Below are 15,712 nucleotides of genomic sequence, written 5' to 3' on the forward strand. Positions count from 1 at the left end.
CGCAGGAGACAGCCGGTCGGTTCCACATGAAACCGACGAAAAATTCGGGGGAGTGCTCAGCCCCAGCCGAGCTCGTGGAGGCGGTCCTCTTCGATGCCGAAGTAGTGCGCTACCTCGTGGATCACCGTGACCATCACCTCGTGCACCACCTCCTCCTCGGAGTGGCACACGTCGAGGAGCGCATCGCGGTAGATCGTGATGGTGTCGGGCAGGGAGCCGCCGTAGTGGCTGTCCCGCTCGGTCAGCGCGATGCCGTGGTAGAGACCGAGCAGCGTCGGCTCCTCGTCGTTGCGGGGTTCGACCAGCACGACCACGTTGTCGATCGCCGCCGCGAGCTGCGGCGGGATGAGGTCGAGCGCCTCCGAGACCAGCTCCTCGAACCGCTCCTCGGTCATCGTCACCGACACGTCAGGCTCCCGGCAGCGGTGCCGCACCGGGCAGCGGGGTCGGCACCGAACGTCCCTCGGGTGCCGCCGGCGGGGGGACCGGCGCCTGACCGTTGATCAGGATGTCGCCCTTGGCGCTGCCGACGATGGTCGCGAAGCCGTTGCCGTCGGTTTCCTTGCCGATCGAGCAGTTGATCTTGCGGCTGCCGACGAGCCAGCTGTCGAGGTCGAGGTTGTCCCAGAACAGCGTCAGTGTCTTGTCGCGCAGAGCGTTGGGGGAGCCCAGGTAGCCGTTGCTGGCGTCGGTGCACGCCCGCTCGAGGAACTTGTCCTGGTCCTCGACCGACGGCATGCCGCCCGGGAACTGGCTGGCCAGGTCGATCACGCCGACCACCTCGAACGCGTGCGGGTCGGCGCAGTCCACCGGATCGGACGGCACGTTCTGGTTGATGCCGATGCAGGTGCCGACGTCCCACACCTTCGACTGGTCCTGCTCGGCGACCTTGCCCTGGATGGGCAGCAGCGACCCGGTGACGCCGGAGAACTGCAGCCCGCAGCGGATGGTCCGCTCCCCGGCCGCCCAGCCGGCCTCGCCGGGGTTGATCAGACCGACGCTGAACTTGCCCTTCGGGTCGAAGCGGCCGCCCAGGTAGGCGTTGACGGCGGGAGCGCACTGTTCGTCGCGCAGTTCGGAGAACCGCAGCACGCCAGGGAACTTGGCTCCGGGCCCGAACTCGACGCCCGGGTACACGCTCAGGTCCACGTCGGTGGCCACCTCGAACTGGTGCGCCTGCGCGCAGTCGACCTGCTCGAGGTCGCTGGCATCGGCTTTCGCCCACGCCAGGCAGTCGCCCGTCGTGGCCGATCCGAACGCCTCGCCCGCCACGGCACCCGTCGGCTGCGGCCCGACGCCGGCGGTGTGCGTGGGCAGCTTCTCGCCGCGGTCGAACCCGCCGGACACGAAGATCGTGGCGACCGCGGCCAGCACCGCCCCGATCGCGACGAGCGCCAGCGCACGCCGCGTGACCGGCGCAGACAGGTGTCGGCGCCGTTCCGGCTGCGGTGCCGACTCGGCTGTCGGCTGCGACTTCGGCTCGGTCTCATCCACGGACATCCCGTCCATAATGCCTTCAACGGACGCAGATGCCGAAGTTTCCGCGTAGGTTCGTGCGGCATGAGTGAGGAACATCCCGCGACGCCCGACGGTGACGTGCAGGAGTTGGCCGGTCGATTGTTCGACATGGCCCGGGCCGGCGACGCGGCCACGCTCGCGAAGTACGTCGACGCCGGTGTGCCGGTGAATTTGACCAACGCCGCCGGCGACACCCTGGTGATGCTCGCGGCGTATCACGGACACGCCGACGCGGTCCGCGCGTTGATCGAGCGCGGCGCCGACGTGAACCGCGCAAACGACCGCGGGCAGACGCCGCTGGCCGGTGCGGTGTTCAAGGGCGAGGACGCGGTGGTGGCCGCGCTGGGGGCCGCCGGAGCCGACGCGGAGGCCGGGCAACCGTCGGCGCTCGATGCCGCACGCATGTTCGGACGCGACGATTATCTGCAGATATTGGGGAAGCACCCGGACTGAGCGCGGCGTCACCAAGTAGGGTTTGTGGTCGTGATTGACCTCAAGTTCCTTCGCGAGAACCCCGACGCCGTCCGCACCTCGCAGCGCACCCGCGGCGAAGACCCCGGTCTGGTCGACGCGCTGCTCGAGGCCGACGCATCCCGCCGCGCCGCCATCCTGGCGGGTGACACGCTGCGCGCCGAGCAGAAGGCGTTCGGCAAGAAGGTGGGGCAGGCGTCCCCCGAGGAGCGACCGGCGCTGCTCGAGGGTTCCAAGGAGCTGGCCCAGAAGGTCAAGGACGCCGAGGCCGCGCAGCACGAGGCGCAGGCCCGGCTGGACGAGGCCCACCGCGCGATCTCGAACATCGTGCAGGACGGCGCCCCCGCCGGCGGCGAGGACGACTTCATCACCCTCGAGACGGTCGGCGAGATCCCGACGTTCGACTTCGAGCCGAAGGACCACCTCGAGCTCGGCGAGTCGCTCGGGCTGATCGACATGGAGCGCGGCGCGAAGGTGTCGGGCTCGCGGTTCTACTTCCTCACCGGCTTCGGCGCGATGCTCCAGCTGGGCATGCTGCAACTCGCGGCGCAGAAGGCGATGGCCAACGGGTTCACGATGATGATCCCGCCGGTGCTGGTGCGCCCCGAGGTCATGCAGGGCACCGGCTTCCTCGGTCAGCACTCGGACGAGGTGTACCACCTGGCCGACGACGACCTGTACCTCGTCGGTACCTCCGAGGTGCCGCTCGCGGGTTACCACTCGGGCGAGATCCTCGACCTGTCGAACGGCCCCAAGCGGTACGCGGGTTGGTCGTCGTGCTTCCGCCGCGAGGCCGGCAGCTACGGCAAGGACACCCGCGGCATCATCCGCGTCCACCAGTTCGACAAGGTGGAGATGTTCACCTACTGCAAGCCCGAGGACGCCGACGCCGAGCACCAGCGTCTGCTCGCGTGGGAGCGCGACATGCTCGCCGCGATCGAGGTCCCGTACCGGGTCATCGACGTCGCCGGCGGCGATCTCGGTTCGTCCGCGGCCCGCAAGTTCGACTGCGAGGCTTGGGTTCCCACGCAGCAGCAGTACCGCGAGCTGACGTCGACGTCGAACTGCACCACCTACCAGGCGCGCCGTCTCCACGTGCGCTACCGCGACGAGAACGGCAAGCCGCAGATCGCCGCCACCCTCAACGGCACCCTCGCCACCACGCGCTGGCTCGTCGCGATCCTCGAGAACCACCAGCAGGCCGACGGTTCCGTGCGCGTCCCGGCCGCCCTGGTGCCGTTCGTCGGGCGCGAGGTGCTGACCGCGCCGTAGTTCGCGGCTCCCCGCTTCTGTGGCCGAATGTCACATGCGTTCAGTCTGATCGAACGTATGTGACATTCGGCCGACGCGTTTCCGGGTCAGCGCAGGATCAGGCAGGTGGTCGACGCCGTCGCCAGCAGCCGGTCCTGGTCGTCGCGGACCTCGGCCCGCGCGGTCGCCGTGGTCCGGCCGGTGTGCTCCGAAAAACCGTGCACGCGAATGGATCCGCCGTTCGCCTTGATGCCGCGGATGTAGCGAACGGTGATGTCGAGCGTGGTGTAGTGGACGCCGGCGGGCAGGGTGCTCGAGACGGAGAAGCCCATCGCGGTGTCGATCATCGTGGCGATGACGCCGCCGTGCACGCTGCCGACCGCGTTGTAGTGCCACTCCGCGGGTTCAGCGGTGATCTCGACGAAGCCCTCGCGAGCGTCCGTGACACGGAACCCGAGCGTGGAGGCGGTCGGGTGGTGCGGGACGGTGCCGTCGACGAGTCCACGGACGAACTCGAGTCCGCTGAGGTTCCGGTTTGCCTCGGCGATGGGGGCGGGGTCGTTCCAGGTGTAGGTGCGCTGGCGTTCGGTTGTCACGCACCGGACGGTACCCGGGGTGGGGGAGTCCGGCCGGCTCGGTCGGCTCGACGACCCCGCACATAAATGGAATCAATTTCAAAATCCGCCTCTACGAATCCGTTGCTTCGGTCGTTCGTTCGGTGAAGTTTGCTCGAATTCGGCGTGTCCGAGGCGCCTCGCCTACTGCCGCAGGAGCGCCAAGGCCCCACTTTTGCGGGATTCTGCCGGGATGGGGCTAATCCGAGGGTGAAAGTTTCGGGTGAGGCGCGATCAGTGCGCCGAGGAGCTCCGGCGAGTCACATCGATGGCATTAGTACAGGTAAGAACGCTGGACACCTGTCTGACCAGGGAAAACTCTCCGTGCGCCCATGCTACCTGTGGGTAGCGCGCGGGCGGGACCAGCAAATATTCAGCAACATATGGGCGTTTGGTAGGCAAAAGCGATACACGGACGTAACACCGTCGTTATGGTGTGCGGACCTCTGCGGATTACTCCTCCCCCCATCCGCAACTTCTTACAAGGAAGTGTGTATGCAGAATCCATTACTCAGGCGCTGTGCCGCACCCATCACAGGCGCAGCGCTCGTGGCCGGGACACTCGTGATCGCCGTTGCCCCGGCGAACGCAGCCGTCGCGACCACGAACTTCAAGAACGCGTGTCAAGCGTCGGCGACGATCACCGTCCACAAGGTCGCCGATACCTCCATGCAGGTCGATGCGCCCAGCGCTGTCGAGCCCGGCCAGACATTCACCTACCGGATCCAACCGGGCGGCGCCTTCTATCCCAATTCAGATTCTGGTGCCACTACGACGAACGTGTCGCGCCTGAAGGTCGACTACGAAATCCCGGCCAATGCGACGTTTGTCAGTGCCACCGTCGTGCCCGGTACGGGCATCAACCTCGACGGCGTGGCCCCCGGTGTCCTGAGGGTCAACGAATCCGGTAACCCAGATGGTGCGGGGAACATCCTCCGGCTCTCGGGTAACAATCAGACGATCTCGAACGGCCCCAGCACCAGCACCAACAGCGAAGGGGGCATTCGTGCGCCGAAGCTGAAGAAGGATCTCAACGGCAATGCGACCGGCGGTGACAGCTGGTTCCGGCTGCCCGCTGTCGACGTGACGATGGTTGCCGGATCGCCTGGTGTGATCACGCCTAAGGTACGTACGGCAGGCAATGCCGCGAACTACAACGCCAACGAGAGTTACTACACATTCCTGCCGTTGGCGAGCTTCTTCGGGAACCAGTGGGCGCCGACACGGTGTACACCGCGGGACAGCCAGAGTGCGGGCCTCAACGCCGGCGCCGGCCCGCTGGCGACGATCAATGTCGTTGCCTCGCAGGTGTCGACCACGACGAACCTGACGGCCCCGGCCACCGCGGAGACCGGGGCCCCGGTCACCCTGACGGCCAATGTCGCGCCCACCAACGCGACGGGATCGGTCCAGTTCCAGGACAACGGCGCGAACATCGGGTCTGCGGTGCCGGTGTCGGGCGGCGCGGCCAGCCTGAGTCACACGTTCTCGTCGGCCGGGTCGCACTCGATCACGGCGGTATTCACCGGTACCGGTAACTTCACCGGTTCCACGTCGTCGGCCCAGACCGTGACGGTGTCGGATCCGACGCCCGTCGACGTGACGACCACTCTGGCGCTGGCCGTTCCGCAGAACGCGGAGACCGGCACCGCCGTCGACCTGACTGCCAACGTGACCCCGTCGAACGCCGCGGGCACGGTGCAGTTCAAGGACAACGGCGCCAACATTGGTGGCCCGGTGACAGTGGCGGGCGGCGCTGCGACGCTGTCGCACACGTTCGCTGCCGCCGGTGCGCACGCGATCACGGCCGATTTCGTCGGCGCGCCCGGCTTCGCGGGTTCCGCCGCGGGTGCGCAGACCGTGACGGTCACCGATCCGGTCGTTCCGGACGTGGAGACCACGACCACCGTGTCGGCCCCGGCGAACGCCGCGACGGGTGCCTCGGTGACGCTCACGGCCAACGTCGCGCCGCAGAACGCGACCGGCACGGTGCAGTTCACCGACAACGGTGCCAACATCGGTTCCCCGGTGGCGGTGTCGAACGGTGTTGCGACGCTGCCGCACACGTTCCAGGCCGCAGGTAACCACGCGATCGGTGCCGCCTTCACCGGTGATGCCGGATTCGCTTCGTCGACCGCGACGCAGACCCAGAACGTCACCGTGACGGACCCGGACGTCGTGACCACGACGGCACTGACGGTTCCGCAGAACGCGGAGACCGGCACTGCGGTCGATCTGACCGCGAACGTGACCCCGGCCAACGCCGTGGGCTCGGTGCAGTTCAAGGACAACGGCACGAACATCGGTGCCCCGGTGCAGGTGTCGAACGGTGTTGCGACGCTGTCGCACCAGTTCGCCGCGGCCGGTTCGCACAGCATCACCGCCACCTTCACCGGTGGTGCCGGGTTCGCCGGCTCGAGCGCTGGCGCTCAGACCGTGACCGTGACGGATCCTGTTGTCCCGGAAACGGAGACCACGACGACGGTGACGGCGCCGACCGGTGCGGAGACGGGTGAGCAGGTGACCCTGTCGGCGACGGTGGCTCCGGTTCCGACCGGTGGCACGGTGCAGTTCAAGGTTGCCGGTGCGGCTGTGGGTGCGCCGGTGAGTGTGGACGGGTCCGGTCATGCGAGCATGCCGTACACGTTCACTGCGGCTGGCTCGTATGCGGTGACCGCTGATTACTCGGGTACGGCTGGGTTCGCGGGGTCGACCGCATCGGCGCGGACCGTGACGGTGACCGATCCCACTCCGGCTGACGTGGAAACGTCTCTGGCGCTGGGTGTTCAGGCCACCGCCGAGACCGGTGACGACGTGGACCTGACGGCGACGGTCACCCCGGCCAACGCCCAGGGCACCGTGCAGTTCTCGATCAACGGTGCTCCGGTGGGTACGCCGGTGCAGGTCTCGGGCGGCACCGCGACGCTGTCGCACCTCTTCGGTACTGCCGGTTCCTTCTCGGTGACGGCCGCCTTCACCGGTGGTGCAGGATTCACCAACTCGGCTGCCGGTGCGCAGACGATCACGGTCACGGATCCTGTTGTCCCGGACACGGAGACCACGACGACGGTGACGGCGCCGACCGGTGCGGAGACGGGTGAGCAGGTGACCCTGTCGGCGACGGTGGCTCCGGTTCCGACCGGTGGCACGGTGCAGTTCAAGGTCGGGGGCAACGCCGTGGGTGCGCCGGTGAATGTGGACGGGTCCGGTCATGCGAGCATGCCGTACACGTTCAACGCGGCCGGTTCGTATGCGGTGACGGCGGAGTTCTCGGGTGCGCCCGGGTTCACGGCGTCGACCGCTGCCGCGCAGAACGTTTCTGTGACCGATCCGACTCCGGTGGACGCGGCAACCACGACGATCCTGAGCGTCCCCGGCAACGCGAAGACCGGTGAGGCCCAGGATCTAGTGGCCACCGTCTACGACAACGGGACCGAGGAAGTCGTTCCGAGCGTCGGCACCGTCCAGTTCTTCGACGGTGGTGCCCCGATCGGAACCGCGCAGGTCGTGAACGGCGTCGCCACACTGAGCCACACGTTCACCACCGCGGCCACGCACACCATCACCGCGACATTCAGCGGCGCAAGCGGGTTCACCGGCTCCACCGCCGAAGCGAAGCAGGTCGTGGTGACGGTTCCGACACCGGTCGACGTCGAGACCGCCACCGTCGTGACGGTTCCGGCCAGCGCGACGGTCGGCACCCAGGTACAGCTGTCGGCGCAGGTGACCGGTGCAGGCAACGCAGCGGTGACCGGTACGGTCCAGTTCTTCGACGGGGCGACCCCGATCGGGGATGCCGTGCAGGTGGTCAACGGCGTCGCGACGCTGAACCACACGTTCACCACGTCGGGTGCGCACAGCATCCGCGCGGAGTTCAGTGGCGGCCAGGGCGTGGCGAACTCGACGTCGAGTGCGCAGACCGTCCAGGTCTCTGGTGGTAGCCCGAGCGGCAGCCTGGGCAACCTGGGCAGCCTGAGTGCGATACTCGGAGATCTGCTGGGCGGCCTGAACTTCGGCTCCTAGGCAGTACTGACAGTCCAGGCGAGGTCTCGTCTCCGCGCGGAGACGGGGCCTCGCCTGAGGCCGTTGTGCGTCGTGCCGATCACCTTGTCGGCGACGACAATGCGAGATCTGGACGATGGACCAGGAAAACGAATCTGCAATGTTCGCCGACCGTTACGCTGCACGCAGCTAGGTCGGCATTTTCACACCGCTGGGTCGGGGAAGCGTGTACCTGAGGAGGATTCAGTGGGATTATCAGCCTTACGACGGCTCGCTACACCCGTCATGGCGGGTGTAGCGACGGTCGGACTTCTTGTCGCGGGCAGTGGCCCGGCCTTTGCTGCCGATCCACCGCCGTCGAGCAACCAGGGCTCGTCCGACAACGTCAAGTTCAAGAAGGAAGTGATCGGCAGCAACGTCCTCCATCGAGGCGACACAGTCACCTACAAGAGCACGATCTGGGTCGACAGCGGTGTCGAGCGCTACATTCCGAAGGTCCGGGACGTACCACCCGCCGGCTTCACGCTCGTAGCGGGCAGTCCGAAGGTGACCTATCTGGGGGCCACGAACAAGGCCACCTTCACCAACGAATCGGACGGCGGCGTCAGCGCCAAGTGCAGCGGCAGCGGTTGCAATGTCTTCGGCAACGGGTTCATCGTCAAGAGTGGCCAGAACGTCACGCTGGAGGCCAGCTATCGGGTCCCGGACAACTTCGCGTTCGGCACCTACGACAGCGGTGTGCTGCTGGACGTGTGGGCATTCGGCGGAAATCCACAGGGCGCCAATCCGTTCAATGTCAAGGTTCGGGTGGAAGAGCTCGCGACGACCACCACGCTGCAGGCGCCGGCGTCCGCGATGACGGGCCAGCCGGTGACGCTGACTGCAAACGTGAACCCGACCAACGCGGCCGGCCAGGTGCAGTTCAAGGATGCTGGCGTGAACATCGGTTCCCCGGTGACTCCCGTGAACGGTGTGGCCTCGCTATCCCATGCGTTCGGCGCGGCGGGTGCGCACAGCGTCACCGCGGAGTTCGTCCCCGGTGCCGGCTACTTCGGCTCGACGTCCGCCGCGCAGACCGTGACGGTCACTGATCCGGATGTGTCGACGACACTCGCGGTGACGGTGCCCGGCACGGCAACCACGGGTTCGTCAGTTGATCTGACGGCGACGGTGTCTCCGTCGAATGCGCAGGGCTCGGTGCAGTTCAAGGACAACGGCTCGAACATCGGTGCCCCGGTCGCGGTCGCGAACGGTGAGGCGGTGCTGCCGCATTCGTTCGGCAGCGCGGGTGCGCACAGCATCACGGCCGAGTTCTCCGGTGCGACCGGGTTCACGAACTCGTCGGCGGCGGCGCAGAACGTGACGGTCACTGATCCCGATGTGGTCACCTCGCTGACGGTCCAGGCTCCCGCTGCTGCGGAGACGGTTGCTGAGGTGAGTCTGTCGGCTCAGGTCAGCCCGGCGAATGCGCAGGGTTCGGTGCAGTTCGCGGTGAACGGCACTCCGGTTGGGGCTCCGGTTGCGGTGTCGAACGGGGCAGCGGTGCTGCCGCACACGTTCACCGGTGCGGGTGCGCACAGCATCACGGCCGAGTTCACCGGTGCTGCCGGGTTCACGAACGCAACGGCTGCCGCTCATGAGATCACGGTGACCGATCCGGATGTGGCGACCTCGCTGACCGTTGCTGCGCCAACCACCGCCACGACCGGTTCGTCCGTGGACCTGACGGCGACGGTCAACCCGGCGAACGCGCAGGGTTCGGTGCAGTTCAAGGTGAACGGTGCCCCGGTGGGCGCTCCGGTCAACGTGTCGGCGGGATCGGCGGCCCTGCCGTACACCTTCGCTGCCGCTGATACGTACGCGGTGACGGCCGAGTTCACGGGTGCTGCCGGGTTCACGAACTCGTCGGCTGCCGCGCAGAACATCACGGTGACCGATCCGGACGCGGAGACCTCGCTGACCGTGTCGGTGCCGGGTTCGGCGACGACGGGTACGTCGGTGGATCTGACCGCGACCGTCGATCCGTCGAATGCTCAGGGCACAGTGCAGTTCACCGACAACGGTGCGCCGATCGGTGGCCCCGTCGCCGTGGTGAATGGTGTTGCGACGCTGCCGCACACGTTCACGTCCGCCGGTGCACACAGCATCGGAGCGGCTTTCACGGGCGGAGCCGGCTTCACCGATTCGTCCGCGGGTACCCCCGGTTCGATCACGGTGAGCGATCCGGTTCAGCAGACAGCACTGTCGGTGGCCGCACCCGCTACTGCGGAGACCGGCCAGCAGGTGAACCTGTCGGCGACGGTGACTCCGCAGAATGCGCAGGGTGCCGTGCAGTTCTCCGTGAACGGATCGCCGGTGGGTGCTCCGATTGCGGTGTCGGCGGGTTCGGCGACGATGCCGTACACGTTCAACGCTGCCGGATCGTTCGAGGTGACCGCCGAGTTCACCGGTGCCGCCGGGTTCACGAACTCGACGGCGACGGGGCAGAGCGTGACAGTGACCGATCCGGTGATCCCGGATGTCGAGACCTCGACGCTGATCGGTGTTCCGCCCACCGCGACGACCGGGGTCGAGACCACGCTGTCGGTGACGGTGAATGCAGAGTCCGGTAGCGCGGTGCCGTCCGGCAGCGTGCAGTTCCGGGACAACGGATCCCCGATCGGCTCGCCGGTGGTCCTGGTGAACGGCTCCGGGTCGTTGGCCCACACCTTCTCCACGGTCGGCACTCATCAGATCACGGCGGTCTTCACGGCCGATGCCGGATTCGTCGGATCGACGTCCACGCAGCGTCCGATCGTGGTATCCGCGCCCAACCCGGTGGATGTGCCGTCCTCGGTGGTGATGACGTCGGCGACGTCGGCGTCGGCCGGCACGCCGTTCAAGCTGACCGCCAAGGTGATCGGTGCCCCGGTGCTGCCGGGCACGGTGCAGTTCTACGACGGTGGTGTCGCGCTCGGGCAGCCGGTTCCGGTGGTGAACGGGATCGCGGAGCTCGAGCACACCTTCGACCAGACCGGTCCGCACCAGATCCATGCGGTGTACTCCGGTGGTCAGGGCGTGCAGGGTTCGACGTCTCAGGTGCAGGTGCTCGATGTCGCCGAGTCGGGTGGGCCGGGTGGCTCCGGCTCGCTGGGCTCGTTGGGCAGCCTGAGCGGATTCCGATTCGGGTCCTGACGGCCGACGAGTGAAACAGGCTGTGGCCCCCTGCCACAACGGCGGGGGGCCACAGCCATGTCGTGCGCTCGGAGCTGGCCAATCGAGCTCCATCTGGACGTTTGTCCGGTAGAGTTCGAGCCGCATTTCAGACGCGGAGTCGGGCTGACGTTTGGTTGCAGGGAATGGCGTGGGCCCTGCAGCGCGCCGGACTCGATTTCTTCAGCGCAGTGTCCCAGGTCGAAACCTGATCCGTTGAGTTGGCGGCCGGCGGCCGTCGTCGAGAGGGAAGTGCATGGTTGGCAGGGAACTGCGCCGAATAGTCGGCGGAATAAGTGCTTTCGCAATGGCCGCGGGCTTCGCGGCAACTGTTGGTGTCGGAGCGGCGGGTGCCGCGCCGGCTTCGGTGTCATGGCAGGACGGGGCCAGCAAGTTCACCCGGACAGTGAGTAACTCCAACCCGTCGGTGGGCGATACCATCACGGTCTCGACCACGTTCGAGCGCACCAACATTGTGGTGGAGTACATCCAGGCGGTGAAGGACATTCACCCGACGTGCCTGACGTACACCGGTGGCGCGCGCTCCAACCCGGAGGTCGCACCGGACTACACCCGTGTGGCGGGGTCGTGGGTCGTCGATCCGAACATCGGTCCGAAGTCGCAGACCTTCAACTTCAACTACCTCGTGACCGCGAGCTGTGCACGGGCAACGCCGTTGATGACGACGATGCACTACTCGGGCAGCCTGGGCAGTGGCACGTACGCGGACAAGGGCCCGACGATCACGGTTGCGAAGGATGCCACCACCACGACGCTGGCCGCGGTGCCGACCCCGGTCCTGACGGGGCAGCAGGTCACGCTGACCGCGACGGTGACCGGCGCCGCGCAGGGCAACACGGTCGAGTTCTACGACGGGACGACCAAGCTCGGTGAGAGCCAGATCAACGGGTCGGGTGTCGGCACGTTCGTGTGGACGCCGACGACGGCGGGCGCACGGAGCCTGACGGCCAAGTTCGCGGGCACGGCCACCGCGATCTCGTCGCAGTCGGGCGCGCAGAACGTGCAGGTGAACGCCCCCGCCAACACGACTGTCGCGCTGTCCGTTCCGGGCACCGCGCTGACCGGTACTCCGGTGACGCTGACCGCCAACGTCGCACCGCAGAACGCCGCGGGCACGGTGCAGTTCAAGGACAACGGGACGAACATCGGCTCCCCGGTGACCGTGTCGAACGGTCAGGCGGCGCTGCAGCACACGTTCAACACTTCCGGTGCGCACAGCATCACTGCGGACTTCACGGCGGGCTCCGGGTTCGTGAACTCGTCGGCGCCGGCGCAGACGGTGACCGTGAACGCTCCGACGTCGACGACGCTGCAGGCCCCCACATCGGCTACGACCGGACAGTCGGTGACACTCTCCGCGGGCGTGCAGCCTGCCGGCGCGGTTGGCACGGTGCAGTTCAAGGACAACGGCACGGCGATCGGTTCACCGGTCGCTGTCGTCGCCGGTCAGGCGTCGCTGCAGCACACCTTCGGCGCTGCGGGATCGCACAGCATCACCGCTGAGTTCCTCGGTGGTACCGGGTTCGCGGGATCCACGTCGGCCGCCCAGTCGGTCGCGGTGACCGATCCCGACGTGTCCACCTCGCTCACGGTGTCGGCGCCGGGTACCGCGACGACCGGTTCGTCGGTGGACCTGACGGCGACGGTCAGTCCGTCGAATGCTGAGGGTTCGGTGCAGTTCACGGACAATGGTGCGCCGATCGGCGCACCGATCGCGGTGGCGAATGGTGTTGCGACTCTACCTCATACGTTCACGGATGCCGGTCCGCACAGTATCGGTGCATCGTTCACGGGTGCTTCCGGGTTCACGAACTCGACTGCTGCCGCCCATGACGTGACGGTGACTGATCCGGACGTGGCGACGTCGCTGACGGTGTCGGCTCCGGGTACGGCGACGACCGGTGTGTCGGTCGATCTGAGCGCCACGGTCAGCCCGTCGAATGCTCAGGGTTCGGTGCAGTTCAAGGACAACGGTGCGAACATCGGTTCCTCGGTGACGGTGGCGAACGGGGCAGCGGTGCTGCCGCATTCGTTCGTTAGTGCGGGTGCGCACAGCATCACGGCCGAGTTCACCGGTGCTGCCGGGTTCACGAACTCGACCGCCGCGGCGCAGAACGTGACGGTCACTGATCCGGATGTGGTGACGTCGCTGACGGTTCAGGCGCCGGGTGTGGCGACCACGGGCACACCGGTGGATCTGACGGCGACGGTCAGTCCGTCGAATGCTGACGGTTCGGTGCAGTTCACGGTGAACGGCGCCTCGGTGGGTGCGCCGGTTGCGGTGTCGAGCGGTGTGGCGACCTTGCCGTACGCGTTCAATGGGGCTGGGTCGTTCCAGGTGTCGGCGGAGTTCACGGGTGCTGCCGGGTTCACGAACTCGTCGGCGGCCGCCCATGACGTGACGGTGACTGATCCGGATGTGGCGACGTCGCTGACGGTCCAGGCTCCGGCGGCTGCGGAGACGGGTGCTGAGGTGAGTCTGTCGGCGACGGTCAACCCGTCGAACGCACAGGGATCCGTGCAGTTCACCGACAACGGTACGCCGATCGGTGGCCCTGTTTCGGTGGCGAATGGCGTTGCGAATCTGCCTCATACGTTCACGACAGCGGGTTCACACAGTATCGGTGCGTCGTTCACCGGTGGTGCCGGGTTCACGAATTCGTCGGCCGCGGCACAGAACATCACGGTGACCGATCCGGATGTGGTGACGTCGCTGACAATTCAGGCTCCTGGTACGGCAACGACCGGTGTGTCGGTCGATCTGACGGCGACGGTCAGTCCGTCAAGCGCTCAGGGTTCGGTGCAGTTCAAGGACAACGGTGCGAATATCGGTGCCCCGGTGACGGTGGCAAACGGGGCAGCGGTGCTGCCGCACACGTTCACCGGTGCGGGTGCGCACAGCATCACGGCCGAGTTCACGGGTGCTGTCGGGTTCACGAACGCGACGGCTGCTGCGCAGGGCGTCACGGTGACTGATCCGGATGTGGAGACGTCGCTGACCGTTGTTGTGCCGACCACCGCCACGACCGGTTCGTCGGTGGATCTGACGGCGACGGTCAACCCGGCGAACGCTCAGGGTTCGGTGCAGTTCACGGTGAACGGCAATCCGGTCGGTGCTCCGGTTGCGGTGTCGAACGGTGCGGCGAGCTTCCCGTACACGTTCAATGCCGTTGGGTCGTTCCAGGTGTCGGCGGAGTTCACGGGTGCTGTCGGGTTCACGAATTCGTCGGCTGCCGGGCAGAGCGTCACGGTGTCGGATCCGGTCCAGCAGACGGAGCTGTCGGTGACGGTTCCGGCAACGGCCGAGACCGGCACTCCGGTCACGTTGTCGGCTGCGGTGACTCCGCAGAATGCGCAGGGTTCGGTGCAGTTCAAGATCGACGGTGCCTCGGTGGGGGCCGCCGTTGCGGTGTCGAATGGTGCTGCGGCGCTGCCGCACACGTTCGATGCGGCCGGATCGTTCGCCGTGACGGCTGAGTTCACGGGTGCTGCCGGGTTCACGAACTCGTCGGCTGCCGCTCAGAGCATCACGGTGACCCATCCGGTCGTGCCGGACACGGAGACCACCACCACGGTGACGGTTTCCCCGACCGCGGTGACGGGCCAGCAGGTGACGCTGTCGGCGGCGGTGTCGCCGGCCCCGTCGGGCGGTACGGTCCAGTTCACGGTGGCCGGCACCGATGTGGGTGCTCCGGTGGCCCTGGACGGCAGCGGCCACGCGAACCTGCCGTACACGTTCAATGCGGCCGGTGCGTTCGCGGTGTCGGCGGTGTACTCCGGCACAACCGGATTCACGGGTTCGACCGCTGCGGCGCAGAGCGTCACGGTGACCGATCCGGCGCCGATCGACGTCCCGACGACGACATCGCTGGGCGTTCCCGCCACCGCCACGACCGGGATCCAGACGACGCTGTCGGCGACCGTGCAGGCGCAGTCCGGCACCGCGGTCCCGACCGGCACGGTGCAGTTCCGGGACAACGAGATGCCGCTCGGCAACCCGGTTCCGCTGCTGAACGGGTCTGCGACGCTTGATCACACGTTCACCACGGTGGGCACACACTCGATCACGGCGTTGTTCACGGCGGACGCCGGGTTCGTCGGATCCACCTCGACGCAGCACCCGGTCGTCGTGTCCGCGCCGAACCCGACCGACGTGCAATCCTCGGTGTCCATCACTTCGGCGACGTCCGCGACCGCCGGCACGTCGTTCAAGCTGACGGCCAAGGTGATCGGAGCCCCGTCGCTGCCGGGCACGGTGCAGTTCTTCGATGGTGGTGTCGCGCTCGGTCAGCCGGTTGCGGTGGTGAACGGTGTCGCCGAGCTCCAGCACACGTTCGACCAGGCCGGTCCGCATCAGATCCATGCGGTGTACTCCGGTGGACCAGGTGTGCAGGGTTCGACGTCTCAGGTGCAGGTCCTCGATGTCGCTGAGTCCGGTGGCGGCACGGGTAGCACGGGATCGCTGGGTTCGTTGGGCAGCTTGAGCGGATTCCGATTCGGCTTCTGAGTGGTGATCGGCTGAGCTGAGCCGTGTGGCCCCCTGTCCTTTCGCGGCAGGGGGCCACACGCATTTCCGGCACGAGCGAAATCAACTGAACATTTGTCCAGCGAAACTGGTACACGTTCCAATTCCGGCGTCTATC

The 15,712-nt window shown here is 67.1% G+C and carries 8 protein-coding genes; 5 read left to right on the top strand and 3 right to left on the bottom strand.

Annotation, left to right across the window (positions count from 1 at the left end):
• Positions 1-56: 56 nt before the first annotated feature.
• Complete coding sequence (locus ABTV10_RS00720) at positions 57-407, bottom strand: metallopeptidase family protein (RefSeq protein ID WP_433608990.1); 351 nt, start codon at positions 405-407, stop codon at positions 57-59.
• Between the two features lies 1 nt (position 408).
• Positions 409-1,500 carry a septum formation family protein gene (locus tag ABTV10_RS00725; protein WP_499031899.1) on the bottom strand — a complete coding sequence of 364 codons (1,092 nt, stop codon included), beginning with the start codon at positions 1,498-1,500 and terminating at the stop codon, positions 409-411.
• 60 nt (positions 1,501-1,560) lie between these two features.
• On the opposite strand from ABTV10_RS00725, the gene ABTV10_RS00730 reads away from it, so the two are divergent.
• Positions 1,561-1,971, top strand: a complete 411-nt coding sequence (locus tag ABTV10_RS00730) for an ankyrin repeat domain-containing protein (RefSeq protein WP_499031900.1) — start codon at positions 1,561-1,563, stop codon at positions 1,969-1,971.
• Between the two features lie 30 nt (positions 1,972-2,001).
• A complete protein-coding gene (serS, locus tag ABTV10_RS00735) occupies positions 2,002-3,261 on the top strand; it encodes a serine--tRNA ligase (protein ID WP_499031901.1) in 1,260 nt (419 codons plus the stop codon).
• Between the two features lie 86 nt (positions 3,262-3,347).
• Here the strand turns inward: serS and ABTV10_RS00740 are convergent, their stop codons facing one another.
• The gene (locus tag ABTV10_RS00740; protein ID WP_499031902.1) at positions 3,348-3,836 is read right to left on the bottom strand and encodes a PaaI family thioesterase; all 489 of its coding nucleotides are present in this window, start codon (positions 3,834-3,836) and stop codon (positions 3,348-3,350) included.
• A gap of 342 nt (positions 3,837-4,178) precedes the next feature.
• Here ABTV10_RS00740 and ABTV10_RS00745 point away from each other — a divergent pair, with 342 nt between their 5' ends.
• The 3 genes from ABTV10_RS00745 (at position 4,179) to ABTV10_RS00755 (ending at position 15,576) form a co-directional block, all read left to right on the top strand.
• On the top strand, positions 4,179-7,877 hold the full coding sequence (locus tag ABTV10_RS00745; protein ID WP_499031904.1) for a beta strand repeat-containing protein: 3,699 nt from the start codon (positions 4,179-4,181) through the stop codon (positions 7,875-7,877).
• A 72-nt stretch (positions 7,878-7,949) separates the two neighbouring features.
• Positions 7,950-11,030, top strand: a complete 3,081-nt coding sequence (locus ABTV10_RS00750; RefSeq protein ID WP_499031905.1) for an Ig-like domain repeat protein — start codon at positions 7,950-7,952, stop codon at positions 11,028-11,030.
• Positions 11,031-11,355: 325 nt separating this feature from the next.
• Positions 11,356-15,576, top strand: coding sequence for a beta strand repeat-containing protein (locus ABTV10_RS00755; protein ID WP_499031906.1), 4,221 nt, complete (start codon positions 11,356-11,358; stop codon positions 15,574-15,576).
• Positions 15,577-15,712: the final 136 nt, after the last annotated feature.

The sequence above is a fragment of the Paraburkholderia sp. RHO2 genome, from assembly GCF_050955445.1.
GTDB lineage: Bacteria > Actinomycetota > Actinomycetes > Mycobacteriales > Mycobacteriaceae > Prescottella > Prescottella agglutinans_A.